Raw genomic sequence first — 18,389 nt, forward strand, 5'->3', positions numbered from 1 at the left:
CCGCCGGTCCGGTCACCCCTCGGTCGGGGCGGGCGGTCAGGGGGGGTGGGACCGGACGCAGGTCCCGATTCGGCGGCGGTCCCGCCGGACGAAGGGCGCAACCGGCGCCGGGGCCGGCAGCCGTCGCACAGCCATGGGGTCCTCCCGTTTGTCTGCGGTCTGCGGAACGGGACTGCGCGGCTGCCGGCCCCGTGCGACCCGGCAGGCCGCCGAGGCCGGCACCGCGAGGGGTCGCCGAACCCGCCGGCCGGGCCGGCCGCCGCGCAGAGCTGAAGCCGCGAACCTGCCAGGCCCGCTGCCGAGTTGAATGCCGGATCCTTGCTGCACAGCAGTCCTGGAAGGACAACGTTCGAACCAGTGGGAGCGCTCCCACTGTGAAGGATGCCCGCAGGTGGGTCAAGAGGCTTGAAGAGTCGAACACCGGAGCCGAGAAATCCCTGCAACTCCTCTTTTCCTTGGCGGAAGTTGACGCTACGGTCGGTGCCCACCAGTGGGAGCGGTTCCGTCAGTCGACGCGCCGGGAGCGGCGCGTCCTCGCTGCAAGGAGTCGCTCATGCGACACCCTCCACGTCTCACGGCACCGCTGGGCGGCGCGGTCCTCACCCTGACGGGCGCCCTGTCCGCACCGTGCAGGTGCGGGCCCTGGGCACCGCGGCGTCGTCCGGCTGCTCCGTGGAATGCTCGCAGGACCTCGTGGACGCCGCCCGGGCCACCGGCTCGCGCAACGTGGCGCTCGTACCCGGGATCGCCTGCGCGAACGACCTGAGCGGTCGGCTCCGCCACCCCCCGCAGACCCGGCCCGCCAGCCGGCCGCCGTCTGACACGTCCACAGCTTCAACTCCTGTGGCGGCGAGAGCTGCTGGACCTCCACCCTGGCTCCGGTCGCCGCCCGCGTCCCACTCGTGGCGGGCGAGATCGGTGAGAACACACCTGCGGGCACGCGTTCGTCGACCGCGTCATGAAGTGGTCCGACGACCACGGGCTCTCGTACCCGGGCCGGCCCCGGAACACCTGGGACTGCTCCTCCGGTCCTGCCCTGGTCAGCGGTTACGACGGTACTCCCACCGCATTCGGAATCGGGTTGCGCGACCACCTTCGCGCCCTGAACGGACACTGAAGGGAACCCCCGCACCATGAGCATCCTCCCCCGGGCCACCCGGCCCCACCGCCCCGGCGCCGACCGGCTGCGCAGCCGGACCGCCCTGCTCGCCGCCCTCGGCCTGCTCACGGCGACCGGCGCGACGGCCACCGTGCTGACCACCTCGGCCGGCGCCGCCCCGGCCGGCTGCAGGATCGACTACCAGGTCTCCAACCAGTGGGGCACCGGCTTCGGCGCCAACGTCTCCGTCACCAACACCGGTGATCCGCTGAGCTCCTGGACCCTGGAGTGGACCTTCGCCGGCAACCAGCAGGTGACCCAGGCCTGGAACACGACCGCCAGCCAGTCCGGGGCAACCGTCACCGCGCGGAACGTCTCGTACAACGGCACGCTGGCGACCGGCGGCTCCACCTCCTTCGGCTTCAACGGCTCGTACAGCGGCGCCAACCCGGTGCCCACCGCGTTCAAGCTCAACGGCGTGCTCTGCGACGGCGGCGGCACCTCGACACCCACGCCGACCGGCACCCCGACCACCACCCCCACCAGCACCCCCACGGCCACCCCGACCGGCACGCCCACGACGCCGCCCGGCAGCCGCGTCGACAACCCGTACGCCGGCGCGAAGGTCTACGTGAACCCCGAGTGGTCCGCGCACGCCGCCGCCGAGCCCGGCGGCGGCAAGGTCGCCGACCAGCCCACCGGCATCTGGCTGGACCGGATCGCGGCCGTGACCGGCGCCAACGGAAAGATGGGCCTGCGCGCCCACCTCGACGAGGCACTGCGACAGAAGGGCAGCGGCGAACTCGTCGTCCAGCTCGTGGTCTACGACCTGCCCGGCCGGGACTGCTCCGCGCTCGCCTCCAACGGTGAACTCGGTCCGACCGAGATCGGCCGGTACAGGACGGAGTTCATCGACCCGCTCGCGGCCATCCTCGCCGATCCGAAGTACGCGGGGCTGCGCATCGTCACCGCGGTCGAGATCGACTCCCTGCCCAACCTGGCCACCAACGTCACGCCGCGCGCCACCGCGACCCCTGCGTGCGACGTGATGAAGGCCAACGGCAACTACATCACGGGCGTCGGCTACGCGCTCAAGAAGCTGGGTGCCGTGCCCAATGTGTACAACTACGTCGACGCCGGGCACCACGGCTGGCTCGGCTGGGACGACAACCTCGGCGCGTCCGCCGAGCTGTTCAAGCAGGCCGCCACCGCCGAAGGCTCCACCGTCGCCAACGTGCACGGCTTCATCGTCAACACCGCGAACTACAGCGCGCTCAAGGAGAACAACTTCACCATCGACGACAGCGTCAACGGCACCTCCGTCCGCCAGTCCAAGTGGGTCGACTGGAACCGGTACGTCGACGAGCTGTCCTACGCGCAGGCGATGCGCAACAAGCTGGTCTCGATCGGCTTCGACCCCAAGCTCGGCATGCTGATCGACACCTCGCGCAACGGCTGGGGCGGCACCGCCCGGCCGGCCGGCCCCGGGCCCCGGACGGGCGTCGACGCGTACGTGGACGGCGGGCGCTACGACCGGCGGTTCCAGACCGGCAACTGGTGCAACCAGGCGGGCGCCGGCCTCGGCGAGCGCCCGCAGGCGGCACCGGCGGCGGGCATCGACGCCTACGTCTGGATGAAGCCGCCGGGCGAGTCGGACGGGGCCAGCAAGGAGATCCCGAACAACGACGGCAAGGGCTTCGACCGGATGTGCGACCCGACGTACACCGGCAACCCGCGGAACAACAACAGCATGTCCGGCGCGCTTCCGGACGCTCCGCTGGCCGGTGACTGGTTCTCCGCCCAGTTCCAGCAGCTGCTGAAGAACGCCTACCCGGCGCTGTAGCGCGGCACGCCCGCCGACCGTCCGGAGCCCGAGCCCGCGGGGTTCCGGACGGTCGGCGACGTCGTCGTCGGCCACGCCGTCGGGCACGTCGTCGGCCACGGTCCGCGCGCGTCGGCCGAGGCGGGCCCGCCACCGGACGAGCCGCTCACCCGGCGGGCAGCAGGGTGGGATCCGCCCTGATCCGGCGGACCGTCGTCAACGCCGCACCCAGCAGGGGCCCGCGCCGGCCCAGGGCGGACGGGCGCAGCGCCTCCGGAGCCCACGGCCGCACGGTGACCCGGGCCGCCAGCTCGGCCCGCACGGGCGGCACCAGCCATTCGGCGAGTTCGGCGTAGGCACCCCCGAGGACGAGGCTGTCCGGATCGACGAGGTCGACCGCGGACGTGAGCGCCAGGCCGAGCGCGCGACCCGCGCGGTCCAGGGCCCGCAGGGTGGGCACGTGCCCGGCTGCCGCCCGCTCGGCGAGCAGCGCGACGGGGTCGCCCGGGCCGGTCCCGGTGGGGCCGCCCGCCAGGCCGGCCTCGCGTCGCACGGCCGCCTCGCCCGCGTACTGCTCCAGGCAGCCGCGGGCACCGCAGGCGCACTCGGGTCCGTCCGGGTGGACGGGGAGGTGGCCGAGTTCGCCGGCGAAGCCGCGGGCCCCCCGGAACAGCCGCCCGTCGATGACCAGGGCGGCACCGATCCCGCTCCCGGCGGAGACGTGCACGAAGGTCTCCTCGGGGCGCCCGGCGTTCCAGTACTCGGCGAGCGCCCCGAGGTTGGCCTCGTTCTCCGGCTCGGGCACGGTGTCCGGGTCCGGCCAGTGGTCGGCGAGCCGGACGCCGCACCAGCCGAGGTTGGGCGCGCGTTCGACCAGGCCGCCGGGCTGGTTCGGCACCACTCCGGGCACGGCGAGGAGGCGTCCCTCGACGCGCAGGCCGAGGGCGGCGGCCTCCGCCTCCGTCTCGGCGGCCAACGCGGCGGCCTCCGCCAGCACCTGCCCGGCCGGGCGGCCCGCGTTGGCCCGTTCCACCCGGCGCCAGACCCTCGGCTCGCCTCGCAGGTCCACCACGCACGCGCCGAGGTGGGTGACGCCGATCTCCAGGCCGAGGCCCGCCGGCCCCTCGTCGCGCAGGGTCAGTGCCCGTCCGGGGCGGCCGACCCGTCCGCTGGCGGTGGCCGCCGCCTCGGTCACCGCGCCGCGGCCGATCAGTTCGTCGACCAGGGAGGAGACGGCCGCCCTGGTGAGCCCGACCCGCCCGGCGACGTCCGCGCGGGAGAGCGGGCTGTGCGTGGCGACCGCGCCGAGGACGACGGCGAGGTTCTGCCGTCGCATGTCCTGTTGCGACGCGGGGCCGTGCTCCGCGCTCCTGTCCGCCGCCCTTCCGACCACCGTCACGTGCCGCCCCTCCTACCGGTCCTCGGCCGGGGCATCCTGCAAGGCCCCGGCCCGACGCAGGGTATCGCCGATCCGCGTCAGCGCCTCCTCGTCCTTCGTGACCGGCTCCAGCACCGGGCCGTGGGCCGTCCGCCAGCGGCGGGCCACCGCGTCGGCGGGTTCGCCGGTGAGCAGGGCGGCGGCCTGGGCGGCGGCGCCGAGCGCGACCAGCTCCTGCGCCTCGGGCACCTGGACCGCCCGGCCGGAGAGCCGCAGTACGGTCCGCTGCCAGGTCCGGCCGCGGGCGCCGCCGCCGATCAGCAGCAGGGGCGCCTCCCCCGCCGGGTCCGCTCCGCCCGCGCTCAGCACGCCGTCCAGGGCGGCGAGCAGTGCGTGGGCGGCGCCGTCGTAGGCGGCCTGGAGCAGTTGTCCCGGAGAAGTGTCGTGGCGCAGTCCGTGGACCAGCCCGGAGGCGGCCGGGAGGTCCGGGGTGCGCTCGCCGTCCAGGTAGGGCAGGACGACGACGGTCCCGCCGTCCTCGACCTCGTCGCGACCGCGGCCGAGCAGGGCGGCGAAGCGGTCGACCGCCAGGGTGCAGTTGAGGGTGCAGGCGAGCGGCAGCCAGCCGCCGAGCGCGTCGGCGAAGCCGGCCACGGTGCCGCTCGGGTCGGCGGGCCTGGTGCCGCCGACGGCGTAGACGGTGCCGGAGGTGCCGAGGCTGAGTACCGGCTGCCCGGGGCGCAGGCCGAGCCCGAGGGCGGCGGCCATGTTGTCGCCGGTGCCGGTGGCCACCGGTACTCCCGCGCGCAGCGGCGTCCCGGGGCGGACTGCACCGGCGGGCGTGCCCGGTGCCAGGACATGGGGCAGCAGGGCCGGGTCGAGTCCGATGCGGTCGAGCAGGGCGAGGTCGTAGCCGTCCGGACCCCACCAGCCGGTTCCGGAGGCGTCGCCCCGGTCGGTGACCGCCTCGCCGGTCAGCTGTTCGGTCAGGAAGTCGTGCGGGAGGCGGACGGCGGCGACCCGGTCGGCGGCGGCGGGTTCGACGGCGCGCAGCCAGGCCCATTTGGTGGCGGTGAAGGCGGCGGTCGGCACGCTGCCGGTGCGGCGGGCGAGTTCCGCCGCACCGATCGCGGCCTTCAGTCCGGCGGCCTGGGGCGCGGACCGGACGTCGTTCCAGAGCAGTGCCGGGCGGACCGGTGCCCCGGAGGCGTCGAGGGTGACCAGTCCGTGCTGCTGGCCGGCGACCGCGACGGCGGCCGCCCGGTCGGCCCAGCCCGTTGCCGCCGCGGCTGCGCCGAGCGCCTGCCACCACTGCTCGGGGTCGCTCTCGCGGCCGGCTCCCGTGCTGACGGTGTGCGGGGCGACGCCCTGGCCCAGGACGGCGCCGGTCTCGATGTCGACGGCGAGGGCCTTGGTGGACTGCGTCGAGCTGTCGAAGCCGATCACAACGCGCTGCTCAGCCATGCGTTCCTCCGGAGGGGTTCCTTCTAACGTTCCGGCATACTAATTTGTTGAGAGCCCTGACAAATACCCTCCGCACCGATCCGGAGCCGCTCCATGTCCAGCGACCCTCTCGTCCCCGCCCCCGCGCACAAGTTCACCTTCGGTCTGTGGACCGTCGGCTGGCAGGGCCGCGACCCCTTCGGTGACGCGACCCGCCCCGCCCTCGACCCGGCCGAGTCCGTCCGGCGGCTGGCCGAACTCGGCGCCTACGGCGTCACCTTCCACGACGACGACCTGATCCCCTTCGGCTCGAACGACGCCGGCCGCGAGCGAGCCGTCAAGCGGTTCCGCACCGCGCTGGACGCCGCCGGGCTGAAGGTCCCGATGGCGACCACCAACCTCTTCACCCACCCCGTCTTCAAGGACGGCGCCTTCACCGCCAACGACCGTGACGTCCGGCGCTACGCGCTGCGCAAGACCGTCCGCAACATCGACCTGGCCGCCGAGCTCGGCGCGTCGGTCTACGTCGCCTGGGGCGGGCGCGAGGGTGCGGAGTCCGGCGCGGCCAAGGACGTGCGCACGGCGCTCGACCGGCTCAAGGAGGCCTTCGACCTGCTCGGCGAGTACGTCGAGCAGCAGGGCTACGACCTGCGCTTCGCGATCGAACCCAAGCCCAACGAGCCGCGCGGCGACATCCTGCTGCCCACCGTCGGCCACGCCCTGGCGTTCATCGACCGGCTGGAGCGCCCCGAGCGGGTCGGCGTCAACCCGGAGGTCGGCCACGAGCAGATGGCCGGGCTGAACTTCCCGCACGGCATCGCCCAGGCCCTGTGGCACGGCAAGCTGTTCCACATCGACCTCAACGGCCAGTCCGGCATCAAGTACGACCAGGACCTGCGCTTCGGCGCGGGCGACCTGCGGCAGGCCTTCTGGCTGGTCGACCTGCTGGAGTCGGCCGGCTACGACGGCCCCCGGCACTTCGACTTCAAGCCGCCGCGCACCGAGGACTTCGACGGCGTCTGGGCCTCGGCGGCCGGCTGCATGCGCAACTACCTGCTGCTGGCCGAACGTTCCCGCGCCTTCCGCGACGACCCCGAGGTCCGGGCCGCGCTGGCCGCCTCCCGCCTCCCCGAACTCGCCCTGCCCACGGCCGGGGACGGGCTCGCCGGGCTGCTGGCGGACCGCTCCGCCTTCGAGGAGTTCGACGTCGACACCGCAGCCCGCCGCGGCATGGCCTTCGAGCAGTTGGACCAGCTCGCCCTCGAACACCTCCTCGGCGCCCGCTGACCCGACCGCGGCGAAGCCGGGTCGTGCGACTCGCACGACCCGGCTCGCGGCGCCCACCGGTCGGCCCGCCGCCCCGGAGGCCGGGCTGTCAGGCGGTTCGGGGGCCGTCCCCGTGGTCGGGGACGGGCAGCCGCACCCCGCCCTGGCGGGCCGATCGGTGGGCGACGATGCCCGGGAGGGTGTAGCGGGCGGCGGTCCAGGCGTTCAGCGCCGGGGGTGTCCGGGTCGTGACCGCGGTGGCGAAGTCGTCGGCGAGGAAGTGGTGACTGCCCTCGTGCCCGTTGGGCGCGTGCGCGAACTCGCGCGGGAGCCGGGAGCGGTCGTGCACGGGAGCGGTGCCGGAGGCGAAGGCCGCGCGCAGCTCCGGGGCCACATGGGCGAGCGCCGGGTCGTCCGGCGTGAGCGTGGGTGCGCGGTGGAGGCGGTCACCGCTGGGTCGCCCGGCGAAGCGGGGGGCCGGTGGACCCGGCGGGGACCATCGGGCGGTGTCGCCGGCGCCCACCGACCGCTCGTCAGGACTCCCGGCACGGCCGGGGCAGGCCGTGCCGGGTCGGTCGGGCAGGTGTGACGCGTCGGAGCGCCGGGTCAGCGACGGCGGACGGTGATCAGGCGCTGCAGGACGATGAAGACGAACAGCAGCCCGCCGATCACGATCCTGGTCCACCAGGAGCTGAGGGTGCCCTGGAAGCTGATCACGGTCTGGATCAGGCCCAGCACCAGCACGCCCAGCACGGTGCCCAGCAGGTAGCCGGAGCCACCGGTGAGCAGGGTTCCGCCGATCACCACGGCGGCGATCGCGTCCAGTTCCAGCCCGACCGCGTGCAGGCCGTAGCCGGAGAGCATGTAGAAGGTGAGCAGCACACCGCCGAGCGCCGAGCAGAAGCCGCTGATGGCGTACACGGTGGTCCTGGTCCGTCCCACCGGCAGGCCCATCAGCAGGGCGGACTGCTCGCTGCCGCCGATCGCGTAGACGTTGCGCCCGAGCCGGGTGTAGTGCAGTACGACGAATCCGGCCGCCACCACCAGGAGCGCGATCACCACGCTCGGCGAGACGAACAGGTCGCCGAGCGGGATCCGGGTCTGCGCCATCGCGGTGTACGACGGGTCCGTGATGGAGATCGACTCGATGCTGATCGTGTAGCACAGGCCCCGAGCCAGGAACATGCCCGCCAGCGTCACGATGAACGGCTGGATCTCGAAGGTGTGGATCACCCATCCCATCACCCAGCCGGCGGCCGTGCCCATCAGCAGCACCAGCGGGATGACCAGCAGCGGCGGCCAGCCGTGCCGCTCCACCAGCCAGGCCGAGACCATGGTGGACAGGGCCACCACCGCGCCGACCGACAGGTCGATGCCGCCGGTCAGCACGACGAAGGTCATCCCGACCGCGACCACGAGCAGGAAGGCGTTGTCGATCAGCAGGTTGAGCAGCACCTGCCCGGAGAAGAAGCCGTCGTACTGCGCCGAGCCGACGGTGAACATCGACACCAGCAGGACGGAGGTGACCAGCAGCGGGATCTGTCCGCGCACTCGGGTCACCAGGGCGTTGGCGTTCACGCGCCGACCTCCCGGTTCGTGGTGGTGGCAGGACGCGGCCGGTCGACGCTCCGGCGCCCGGCGCCGCGCCGGGCGACCTCGGCACGGAAGTTGGGCGACTGGATCAGACAGACCGTGATCACCACGAAGGCCTTGAAGACCAGCGTGGTCTCCGGCGGGATGCCGATGGTGTAGACCGTGGTGGAGAGGGTCTGGATGATCAGCGCGCCGAGGACCGTGCCGCCGATCGAGAAGCGGCCGCCGTTGAGCGACGTCCCGCCGATCACCACCGCGAGGATGGCGTCGAGTTCGATCCACAGGCCGGCGTTGTTGCCGTCCGCCGCCGAGACGTTGGAGGAGACCATCAGTCCGGCGACCGCCGCGCAGAGTGCGCTGAACACGTAGACCAGACCGACCAGGCGCATCGCCCGGATACCGACCAGCCGACTGGCCACCGGATTGCCTCCGACCGACTCCAGCAGCAGGCCGAGCGCGGTGGAACGGGTGAGCAGGGCGGTGAGCAGGGCGACCAGCCCGCTGAGCAGGATCGCGAACGGCATCGCCAGCCAGTAGCCGCCGCCGATGAGCTTGTACGGCTCGCTGGTGACGGTGATGATCTGGCCGTCGGTGATCAGCTGGGCGACGCCGCGGCCGGCGACCATCAGGATCAGGGTGGCGATGATCGGCTGTACTCCGAGCCGGGCCACCAGCACCCCGTTCGCGACGCCCAGCAGCACCGCCGTACCGAGCGCGATGCCGATCGCGCCGAACACCGTGCCGGGACTCGCGGGGTCGGCGGCCTCGCTGATGTGCAGACAGGCCAGCGCGCCGGCGATGGCGACGGTGGAGCCGACCGAGAGGTCGATGCCGCCGGTGGCGATCACCAGGGTCATGCCGAGCGACACCAGGATCAGCGGAGCGCCGAAGTGCAGGATGTCGACCGTACTGCCGTACAGGTGGCCGTCCTTGATGTGGACGGCGAAGAAGTCCGAGGTGAAGGCGAGGTTGGCGAGCAGCAGCACGGCCAGCACCACGGCCGGCCAGAACAGCCGGTACCGGGTCAACGCCTTGGCCCTCGCGGTGGTCGACGCCGTGGTCATTGTTCCGCTCCACTCGCGATGGTGGCCAGGACGCGCTCCGGGGTGAGCGCGTCGTCGTTGCGCAGTTGGGCGACCATCCGGCGGTCGCGCAGCACACCGACGCGGTGGCTGAGCCGCAGCACCTCCTCCAGTTCGGCGGAGATGAACAGCACCGCCATGCCCTTCTCGGCGAGGTCCGCGACCAGCTTCTGGATCTCGGCCTTGGCGCCGATGTCGATGCCGCGGGTGGGCTCGTCCAGGATCAGCAGCTTGGGGTCGGTGATCAGCCAGCGGGCCAGCAGCACCTTCTGCTGGTTCCCACCGCTGAGGTTGCGGACCAGCGCCTCCGGGTCGCCCGGGCGGATGTCCAGGGCCCGGATCCAGCGCAGCGCCAGCTTGTCCTGCGTGGTGCGCGAGAGCGGACGGGCCCAGCCGCGGGCCGCCTGCAGCGCCAGCACGATGTTCTCCCGGACGGTCAGCTCGCCGACCAGGCCCTCGGTCTTGCGGTTCTCCGAGCAGAACGCGATGCCGTGGCCGATCGCGTCGCGCGGGCTGCGCAGGTCCGTCTCGGCGTCGTCGATCCGCACCGTGCCGCGGTCCTTGTGGTCGGCGCCGAACAGCAGCCGGGCGGCCTCGGTCCGGCCGGATCCCAACAGGCCTGCCAGGCCGACCACTTCACCGGGCCGGATGGCGAGGTCGTACGGTTCGACGGCGCCCTTGCGGGCCAGGCCCTGGGCTCGCAGGAAGGCCCGGTCGCCGGTCGGGGCGGAGCGCTCGCGCCGCTTGCCGCCGGCGAGTTGGTCGAGTCCGGCGAGTTCGGCACCGATCATCCGGGAGACCAGTTCGACCTGGTTGAGCTCGCTGGTGAGGTACTCGCCCTCGAGCCGGCCGTTGCGCAGCACGGTCATCCGGTCGCAGATCTCGTAGATCTGGTCGAGGAAGTGCGAGACGAACAGGACGGCGACCCCCTGGTCGCGCAACCGCCGCATCACGGTGAAGAGCCGGCTCACCTCTTCGCGGTCCAGGCTGGAGGTCGGCTCGTCCAGGATCAGTACCCTGGCCGAGGCGTCCACCGCGCGGACGATGGCGACCAGTTGCTGGATCGCGATGGAGTAGCTGTCCAGCGGCGCGGTGACGTCGATGTCCAGCTCCATCGTCCGGACCAGTTCGGCGGCCCTGCGGCGCATTTCGGCCCAGTCGATCAGGCCGAGACGGCGCGGTTCGCGACCGATGAAGATGTTCTCCGCGACCGAGAGGTTCGGGCAGAGGTTCACCTCCTGGTAGACGGTGCTGATGCCCGCCTGCTGGGCCTGCAGCGGACCGGCGAACCGCACCCGCTGCCCGGCCAGCACCACCTCGCCGCCGTCCGCCGGGTACACTCCGGTCAGCACCTTGATCAGCGTGGACTTGCCGGCGCCGTTCTCCCCCATCAGGGCGTGCACCTCGCCGGGGAAGAGCCGGAAGTCGACCCCGTCCAGCGCCACCACCCCGGGGAACTCCTTGCGGATCCCCCGCACTTCCAGGACCGGTTGCTGACGCACCCCGGTTCTCCTCTCTTGTGCGACCCGGCCCGCCCGGGGAGCGATCCGCCGATCACTCCCCGGGCGGGCGGGCCCGATCAGTACTGGCGGGTCGGCAGTGCGGCAGCGGCCTGGTCCTGGGTGAAGACACCCTCTTCCGTCTTGATCCGCTTCGGGACCTGCTCGCCGGCCTTGACCTTCTTCACCAGGTCCATCAGCTGGTCGCCGAGGAGCGGGTTGCACTCCACATCGACGTTGATCTTGCCCTGGCTCATCGCGGTGAAGGCGTCCTTGACCCCGTCCACCGAGATGATCCTGATGTCGCTGCCCGGCTTCTTGCCGGCCTCCTCGATCGCCTGGATCGCCCCGAGCGCCATGTCGTCGTTGTGCGCGTACAGCACGTCGATCTTCGGCTGGGCCTTCAGGAAGGCCTGCATGACCTCCTTGCCCTTCGCCCGGGTGAAGTCACCGGTCTGCGAGGCCACGACCTTGAACTTCGCCTCGGCCTTGATGACGTCACCGAAGCCCGCCTTTCGGTCGTTGGCGGGCGCCGAACCCGTGGTGCCCTGCAGCTCGACGATGTTCACCTCGTCGGACTTGCCCTGGTACTCCTTCACCAGCCAGTCGCCGGCCTTCTTGCCCTCCTCGACGAAGTCCGAGCCGAGGAAGGAGACATAGAGCGAGTCGTCCTTGGAGTCCACCGCCCGGTCGGTGAGGATCACCGGGATCCTGGCGTCCTTCGCCTCCTTCAGCACGGTGTCCCAGCCCGACTCCACCACCGGCGAGAAGGCGATGACATCCACCTTCTGCTGGATGAACGAGCGGATCGCCTTGATCTGGTTCTCCTGCTTCTGCTGCGCGTCGGAGAACTTGAGCTCGATACCCGCCTTCTTCGCGGACTCCTGGACCGACTTGGTGTTCGCGGTACGCCAGCCGCTCTCCGCGCCGACCTGCGAGAAGCCCACGACCAGCTTGTGACCGGCACCCTTGTCGGCCGAGCCTCCGCCACCGCCGGAACCGCACGCGGTGAGAACGGTGACCATCGCACCGGCGACCAGGGCCGCCGCAGCTCTCTTGGGCATGGTGGGACTTCCTCTCGGGATCGTCGATCGCGCGAACGGCACCGGTCCAGATGAACGGGAGGTATCGGTGCCGTTTCGCTCGAAACAGATTGTTAACGCTCACAATCGCAACCGGCAAGGCTCTCGCGCCCCGTTACCCAATCTTGACCGCGCCATCCGCGACGGCCCGAGCTCCCGTCAACTCGCCGACGGACACGGGAGTTGATCACTCGGCGGAGACACCTCCCGACCTCCGCGACCGGACCGACCGCGCCACTGCGCACCCTCGGCGGGGCGTGGCAGGGCCCGCATCCGCGCCCGACCGGCCCCGACCTTCGGACGCGGAGCACCCGCTGCCCGCACGGATTTCCCGGCGCCCGCAGGATCCACCGCGCCCCACCGAGGGACTGCATCTTCGCGGACCTCGACCGGCGGAACGGCGGACACCCCAACTGCTCGTCGACACCCGGGCGTCGACGAGCGGGCGGGTGGGCGGCATCAGTCGCCGCAGGCGGGGCCGCCCCGACGGCGACGGGCGGGTGGGGTCAGTCGCGGTGGGCGGGGCCGGCGCTGCGGCGCAGGACCGTCTCCGGGGAGATCCGCACCGGGTCGCGGCCGTGGCCGACGCCGTCGAGCTCCTTGAGGAGCAGTTCGAGGGCGCGGCGCCCGAGTTCGCCGAAGTCCTGGCGGACAGTGGTGAGGGGCGGGGTGAAGTACGCGGCCTCGGGGATGTCGTCGAAGCCGATCACGCTGATCTCTCCCGGGACCGCCCGGCCCGCCTCGTACAGGGCGCGGAGCAGCCCCAGGGCCATGTGGTCATTGGCGCAGAAGACGGCTGTGACCTCGGGGTCGTGCGCGATCCGGCGGCCCGCCTCGTACCCGGAGCGGGAGCTCCAGTCCCCCGTCCCGGCCCGCGGCACGCGGGCGCCGGCGGCCTCCAGGGTCCGCCGCCAGCCGTCCTGGCGGTCGCGGCTCTCCATCCAGCCGGTGGCGCCGGCGAGGTGGTGCACGGTGCGGTGGCCGAGGTCGAGCAGGTAGCGGGTGGCGGCCTCGGCCCCGGCCCGGTTGTCGAACGACACCATCGGCACCCGGGAGCGGCCGCCGGAACCGACCGCGACCACCGGAACCGGGCTGGACAGCTTCGCGAGGGCGCCGACCGCGGAGACCTGCGGCGCGATCACCACGACGCCCTCCACGCCCTGGTCGCGCAGCCGGTCCACGGCCTCCTGCACGGAGCGGCTGTCCAGGGAGCGCAGGCTGGCGACGCTGACGAAGTAGTCGGCGGTGCGGGCGGCGCGCTCGATGCCGTCGAGCATCGACGCGGGCCCGTAGAGCGTGGAGTCGAAGGTGACCACACCGAGGGTCTGCGAGCGGCGGGTGACCAGGGCACGGGCCGCCGAGTTGGGCCGGTAGTCGAGTTCGCGGATCGCGGCGAGCACCCTCTCGCGGGTGCCGGGCCGTACGTGTGGAGCGCCGTTGAGCACCCGGGACACCGTCTGGTGGGAGACGCCGGCCAGCTTCGCGACGTCCGCCATCACCGGCTGTCGCACCTCCGTACCGACCGCTTCGGCTCCCACGTACTGCCCCCTCCGGTGCCACGGTCCGCCCGTCCGCCTCATGGCGGTGCGGCGGCGCCACTGTCTCATGCCTATAATGCGCAACACATAGGTTAGCGTTAACAGAAAAGGGCGAGGTCAGGGCCTCGCTCCAGCCTCGGGACGCCCGCCGGGGGCAGGCTGGGGGCAGGCCGGGGCACCTCTCCTCGACGTGGGCGGCGCACGCCCCGGATGACGTGCCGACCCGTCGGAGCGGAACTCCCGGAGGCGGCCGGGGAGGGACGACCCGCAGCCGAAGGCCCTCCGGTGCTTCGCGGGTGACGTGCGCGTCGCGAACACGCCGATGGGTCGGGGGAAGTACCGCTCCTCCCCCGCCGGCGAAAGCCCCCGACGCCGAAGCATCACAGGCGGGAACGGCGAACGGGGCGGACCCACGACCGGGTCCGCCCCATCCACCGAACCGGTCGGCTCAGCCCCAGGGCCGGGCGACCGTCCAACTCGTGTCGGCAGCCCAACTGGTCGTGCTGTCCCAGCTGTTGGAGCCGCCGTTGGCGGCCACGTAGGCCGTGTAGTTGTAGTGCCGGAGGAACTTCGACGGGAAGTTGACGGACCTGAAGGACGTGCCGGTCCCACTGTTGCCCTGAGTGGGGCAGAAGGTGGCGTCCTGGGCGAAGTCGCCGCCACCGTTGTCGGTGTTGAGGTAGAGCTGGTAGTCGAAATGGCGCAGGAACCGGCCGGGGCTGTTGGCGGACTCGAATGACACGCAGGAGCTGTTGGCCAGGCCGGCGCGCACGATCCAGGTGGCGTCGGCCTTGTCGAGTCCCGAGCTGGCGGAGTTTGTGGCGGAGATGACGACCTTGCTGTCCGCGTCGTCGTGACGGAGGTAGTGGGAGGTGCAGCAGGGTGCGGTGGTGGCCTGGAGGGAGATCCGGGATCCGGGCGTCAGCGTGCCGGTGCCGGTCGAGCCGCTGGTGTAGCCGGCGGCGGTGATGTTGGCCTGCACGGCGTTCTCGGTGGCGTCCGAGGGGTAGCCCGAGGTCATGACGCCCTCGTAGAAGGTGCCTTGGGCCCACTTGCTGTTGTCGCCGCCGATACCGAGGATGATCGCGCCCTGCTTCTTCATCGGGTTGTAGCCGCCGGCGGTGGGGCGTATGCCGTTGTAGAAGGTCGACAGGCTGCCCGCCTGGGCGTCGCCGCCGCGCAGGGCCCACTGGTTCGGCCCGCCCTTGAGCATGGCGGTCAGGAAGCGGTTGCTGACGCTCGGGTCATTGGCGTTGAAGCCGCGGTTCACCCCGGAGAACAGGCCGTTCTCCAGGTCGGCCATGACCCACGGGCCGTTTCCGCTGCCCCAGCCCCAGGCCTTGCTGTTGCCGAAGTAGAGGGCCTCCATGGTGCCGTTGCCGTCGTCGTTGTTGCTCGTCTCGGCATTGCCGTAGTCGAAGCAGCAGCCGCTGTTGAAGTGCGTGCCGTCGAAGATCGCGTACATGCCCTCCGGCTGGTCGCCGGTCGCGATGCCGTTGGTGTGGTTGTTCCGGTAGCCGGTCCCGGGGGCCACGTAGACGCCGTAGGCCTTGTGCCCGCCGACGGTGACCGGCGCCTGGAAGGCGTTGGCGAGGTTGTCCGGCCCGCCGGCCGCCCCGCCGCCGGGTGCCTGGGTGAGGTGGTTGCCCTTGCCGGACTGGTCGTAGACGACCGTGATGACGCAGGTGGTGCCGGCGCAGAAGGAATCCTGGGCGGTGGCGTCAGCGTACCCGCCCGCGCTCAGCACCCCGATGTCCCTCGTCGCACCGTCGGTACCACGCCTGACCTGGTAGAGCGCTCCGCTGTACGAGCCGTACAGCGCCCGGGTGCTGCTGTGCGCCGCCACGCAGGGCGTGTTGCCGGCGGCGTAGATGTCGCACGGGCCCTGGGTGGCCGCCTGCGAGGTGGTGGCGCTGCCGGTCAGGACGCCGGCGGTGAGGGCGGCCGTCAGAGCGGCCCCGAGAACGGCCTTCCGGGCGCGGCGGATCACTTGGCGATACGTCATGGAGGCTCCCTTGCACGGGTGGAGGAAGGGGAGTTTTGTTAGCGCTAACAATCTGCGGCTGCAAGATCGGCGCGCCGGGACCCTCGCGGAGATGAGTGGACCCCGTCAAACGACTCACCACTATCACCACCCGTGGAGACGGCGTCAAGGCGTCCGACACGGCCAACAAAGCCGCGTCTTCGCACCTCTGGACGGGATCTGGCGGCCGGAGCTATAAACGTGACACCTGCCGAAAGGTCTGATGCCGCGCTCCTCGCGCCCCCGGCAGCCCGTTGACCGAACCTCCGCCACTCGCCGGCCACTCGTCGGCCCAGCGCCGTCCGATCCAATTCTTGTCAGCGCTAACGGACCGGTTGTCGGCCTCCTCCCCCACCCGGAAGGACCCTCGATCCGGCGTCGATCACCCGCACCGGCACCACGGGTCTGGCCTTCTCCGCGACCGCCAACGGTTCGACCGTCGCCCTCGGGCCGTTCCACGACGCGCAGGGCTTCAACTGCTCCGTCTACTGGAACACCAGAAGGACCAGCGGGTTCCGCCTGCTCAACGCGGGCAGCGGGCTCGTGCTCGGCGTCCAGAACATGTCCACCGCGGACGGTCGGCCGGCCCTCCAGTGGAACGACAGCGGCACCGCCGACCACGACTGGGAGCTCGTCGTCGACGGCACCGCGCTGCGGCTGCGCAACGTCAACAGCGGCAGGGTCCTGGGCGTGCGGGACATGTCCACCGCCGACGACGCCCCGGTGCTCCAGTGGAACGACAGCGGCACCGCCGACCACCGGTGGACCGTCGTCGGGGCGGCCGACGGCTCCCACGGCCTGCGGAACGCCAACAGCGGCCGCATGCTCGGCATCGCCGGTGCGTCCACCTCCCAGGGGGCCGAGGCCGTCCTGTGGGACGACAACGGCACCTCCGACCACCTCTGGCGGTTCCTCTGACCGAGGGCACTCCAGCGCCCCGTCGCTCCGTGCGGCGGGGCGCAGGAGTGCGCGCGTGGGGGCGCGTGCGGGCCACCGTCAGGTCAGGCCGCGCGGCAGACGACCCCGTTGAGGCTGAACTGGCCGGCCGGTCCGGCGTTGCCGGTGTGGGTGGCCTGGAAGCCGAAGGAGACCGAGCCGCCGGGGGCGATGGTGCCGTTGTAGCCGAGGTTGCGAGCGGTGAGCCGGCCGGCGGCGGGGCCGACCGTCGCGTTCCAGGCCCCGGTGACGGTCTGCCCACCGGGCAGGGCGAAGGACAGGGCCCAGCCGTCGACGGTGCTGGAGCCGGTGTTGGTGACCGTCAGGTTCTCGGTCAGGCCGGTGTTCCAGGTGTTGAGCTCGGCGGTCACCTTGCAGGCAGCCCCGTCGGTCGGCTTCGGAGTGGGGGTGGAGGTGGGGGTCGAAGTGGTGGTCGGGGTCGGGCTCGGCGAGGGGTTCGAGGTGGAGCCGCCGAGGGCGTCGACCGAGGCGTAGTAGGCGGGCTTCGGCCGGTAGTTGTTGTCGTACATGGTGCCGGCGCCCTCGCCGGGGAAGGTGCCGGGGATCCACGAATCGGCGTCGCCGACGTCCCACTGGCTGAGGCCGACGCAGCCCTTGACGGCCAGGCAGGTGGTGACCACGTTCGCGTAGTCGCGCCCCTGCTGGGCCAGCTCGGCGCTGTCCGGCGGCAGTTGCATGCGGTCGTCGAGCTCGGTGACGGCCACCTCCAGGCCGAGCGCGGTGAACCGCTCCAGGTTCGCCTTCAGGCTCGACGGGACCTGGCCGACGACGAAGTGGGCCTGGAAGCCCACCCCGTCCAGCGGCACGCCCTGGCTCTTCAGCGACTTCGCCAGGTTGTACATGGCGTCGCTCTTCGCGTTCAGGCCCTCGATGTTGTAGTCGTTCAGGTAGAGCTTGGCACCCGGATCGGCGGCCCGGGCGGTGCGCAGCGCGTCGGCGACGTAGCCGGTGCCCATCGCACGGTAGAAGGCGTCCTCGCGGAAGGTGCCGTTCTCGTTGAAGAGCTCGTTCACCACGTCCCAGGCGTAGAGCTTGCCCTTGTAGTGGGTGGCCGTGGTGGTGATGTGGTTGCGCATCGCGGTCTGCACCTGGCTCGCCGGCAGCTTGTCGACCCAGGAGGGCAGTTGGTTGTGCCAGACCAGGGTGTGGCCGCGCAGCTTCATCGAGTGGGCCTGGCCGAAGGCGACGATCCGGTCGCCGGGGCCGAAGTCGAAGCTGCCCGGCGAGGGCTCGACGCTGTCCCACTTCATCTCGTTGGTCGGGGTGAGCATGCCGAACTGGGTGCCCGCGACAGTGGTCAGGGCGGTGTTGTCGAGGTCGCCCTGACCGATCGCGGTGCCGAAGTAGATGCCCTTCGCCTCGGCGAGGCTGCGAAGACTGCCTGCCGCCGCGCCGGCCTGGTCGGCGGGGAGCAGGCCGGCCGCGGCGACCGCGGCGGCGGTGACGGAGACGGCCAGGGCGCCGAGGGCTCGGTGGGAGCGCCTCGGGCGGGGGGTGCGGAACATGCGGACAGGCACCGGCGTGGTCCCTTCTCTTCTCGGGTGGGGAAGGAGCTGGGCGTGCGGTGGAGCTGGGGGGATCGGCGGCCCGTCAATACTCGGGACCGA

12 protein-coding genes and 1 pseudogene are annotated in these 18,389 nt (G+C 72.0%); 3 read left to right on the top strand and 10 right to left on the bottom strand.

The window, feature by feature from the left end:
* Positions 1 to 1,133: 1,133 nt before the first annotated feature.
* Entirely contained in the window at positions 1,134 to 2,942 is a 1,809-nt protein-coding gene (locus tag BI06_RS39565; protein ID WP_051742833.1) for a glycoside hydrolase family 6 protein, read from the top strand.
* Positions 2,943 to 3,087: 145 nt separating this feature from the next.
* Here the strand turns inward: BI06_RS39565 and BI06_RS39570 are convergent, their stop codons facing one another.
* Entirely contained in the window at positions 3,088 to 4,257 is a 1,170-nt protein-coding gene (locus tag BI06_RS39570) for an ROK family transcriptional regulator (RefSeq protein ID WP_030394410.1), read from the bottom strand.
* Between the two features lie 75 nt (positions 4,258 to 4,332).
* On the bottom strand, positions 4,333 to 5,763 hold the full coding sequence (gene xylB, locus BI06_RS39575) for a xylulokinase (RefSeq protein ID WP_043476647.1): 1,431 nt from the start codon (positions 5,761 to 5,763) through the stop codon (positions 4,333 to 4,335).
* A 93-nt stretch (positions 5,764 to 5,856) separates the two neighbouring features.
* Here xylB and xylA point away from each other — a divergent pair, with 93 nt between their 5' ends.
* On the top strand, positions 5,857 to 7,029 hold the full coding sequence (gene xylA, locus BI06_RS39580) for a xylose isomerase (RefSeq protein WP_043476650.1): 1,173 nt from the start codon (positions 5,857 to 5,859) through the stop codon (positions 7,027 to 7,029).
* Positions 7,030 to 7,117: 88 nt separating this feature from the next.
* Here the strand turns inward: xylA and BI06_RS39585 are convergent.
* From BI06_RS39585 to BI06_RS39615, 7 genes and pseudogenes are all read right to left on the bottom strand, one after another.
* A pseudogene (locus tag BI06_RS39585) lies at positions 7,118 to 7,438 on the bottom strand (gfo/Idh/MocA family oxidoreductase); the annotation flags it as partial.
* Positions 7,439 to 7,614: 176 nt separating this feature from the next.
* Complete coding sequence (gene yjfF, locus BI06_RS39590; protein WP_082559024.1) at positions 7,615 to 8,586, bottom strand: galactofuranose ABC transporter, permease protein YjfF; 972 nt, start codon at positions 8,584 to 8,586, stop codon at positions 7,615 to 7,617.
* Entirely contained in the window at positions 8,583 to 9,665 is a 1,083-nt protein-coding gene (locus tag BI06_RS39595; RefSeq protein WP_030394415.1) for an ABC transporter permease, read from the bottom strand. The genes yjfF and BI06_RS39595 overlap by 4 nt, the downstream gene beginning before the upstream one ends.
* Positions 9,662 to 11,185, bottom strand: a complete 1,524-nt coding sequence (locus BI06_RS39600) for a sugar ABC transporter ATP-binding protein (RefSeq protein WP_043476654.1) — start codon at positions 11,183 to 11,185, stop codon at positions 9,662 to 9,664. Before BI06_RS39600 ends, BI06_RS39595 begins: the two co-directional genes overlap by 4 nt.
* A gap of 77 nt (positions 11,186 to 11,262) precedes the next feature.
* A complete protein-coding gene (locus BI06_RS39605) occupies positions 11,263 to 12,246 on the bottom strand; it encodes an ABC transporter substrate-binding protein (protein ID WP_030394417.1) in 984 nt (327 codons plus the stop codon).
* Between the two features lie 524 nt (positions 12,247 to 12,770).
* A complete protein-coding gene (locus tag BI06_RS39610) occupies positions 12,771 to 13,760 on the bottom strand; it encodes a LacI family DNA-binding transcriptional regulator (RefSeq protein ID WP_051742850.1) in 990 nt (329 codons plus the stop codon).
* Positions 13,761 to 14,250: 490 nt separating this feature from the next.
* Positions 14,251 to 15,807, bottom strand: a complete 1,557-nt coding sequence (locus tag BI06_RS39615; protein ID WP_043476656.1) for an alpha-L-arabinofuranosidase B — start codon at positions 15,805 to 15,807, stop codon at positions 14,251 to 14,253.
* Between the two features lie 423 nt (positions 15,808 to 16,230).
* Between BI06_RS39615 and BI06_RS39620 the strand changes: the two genes are divergently transcribed.
* Positions 16,231 to 16,743, top strand: coding sequence for an RICIN domain-containing protein (locus tag BI06_RS39620; RefSeq protein WP_369826373.1), 513 nt, complete (start codon positions 16,231 to 16,233; stop codon positions 16,741 to 16,743).
* A gap of 83 nt (positions 16,744 to 16,826) precedes the next feature.
* Here the strand turns inward: BI06_RS39620 and BI06_RS39625 are convergent, their stop codons facing one another.
* Positions 16,827 to 18,287 (bottom strand): endo-1,4-beta-xylanase, encoded by a 1,461-nt coding sequence (locus BI06_RS39625; protein ID WP_043476661.1) that lies wholly within the window; start codon positions 18,285 to 18,287, stop codon positions 16,827 to 16,829.
* Positions 18,288 to 18,389: the final 102 nt, after the last annotated feature.

It is taken from the genome of Kitasatospora sp. MBT66, from assembly GCF_000710405.2.
GTDB classification, from domain to species: Bacteria; Actinomycetota; Actinomycetes; order Streptomycetales; family Streptomycetaceae; genus Kitasatospora; species Kitasatospora purpeofusca.

Bases quoted from the DNA above. Each gene is read 5' to 3' on its own strand.
- BI06_RS39565 (WP_051742833.1), top strand. From the start codon at position 1,134: ATGAGCATCCTCCCCCGGGCCACCCGGCCCCACCGCCCCGGCGCCGAC.
- BI06_RS39570 (WP_030394410.1), bottom strand. From the start codon at position 4,257: ATGCGACGGCAGAACCTCGCCGTCGTCCTCGGCGCGGTCGCCACGCAC.
- xylB (WP_043476647.1), bottom strand. From the start codon at position 5,763: ATGGCTGAGCAGCGCGTTGTGATCGGCTTCGACAGCTCGACGCAGTCC.
- xylA (WP_043476650.1), top strand. From the start codon at position 5,857: ATGTCCAGCGACCCTCTCGTCCCCGCCCCCGCGCACAAGTTCACCTTC.
- BI06_RS39595 (WP_030394415.1), bottom strand. From the start codon at position 9,665: ATGACCACGGCGTCGACCACCGCGAGGGCCAAGGCGTTGACCCGGTAC.
- BI06_RS39605 (WP_030394417.1), bottom strand. From the start codon at position 12,246: ATGCCCAAGAGAGCTGCGGCGGCCCTGGTCGCCGGTGCGATGGTCACC.
- BI06_RS39610 (WP_051742850.1), bottom strand. From the start codon at position 13,760: ATGGCGGACGTCGCGAAGCTGGCCGGCGTCTCCCACCAGACGGTGTCC.
- BI06_RS39615 (WP_043476656.1), bottom strand. From the start codon at position 15,807: ATGACGTATCGCCAAGTGATCCGCCGCGCCCGGAAGGCCGTTCTCGGG.
- BI06_RS39625 (WP_043476661.1), bottom strand. From the start codon at position 18,287: ATGTTCCGCACCCCCCGCCCGAGGCGCTCCCACCGAGCCCTCGGCGCC.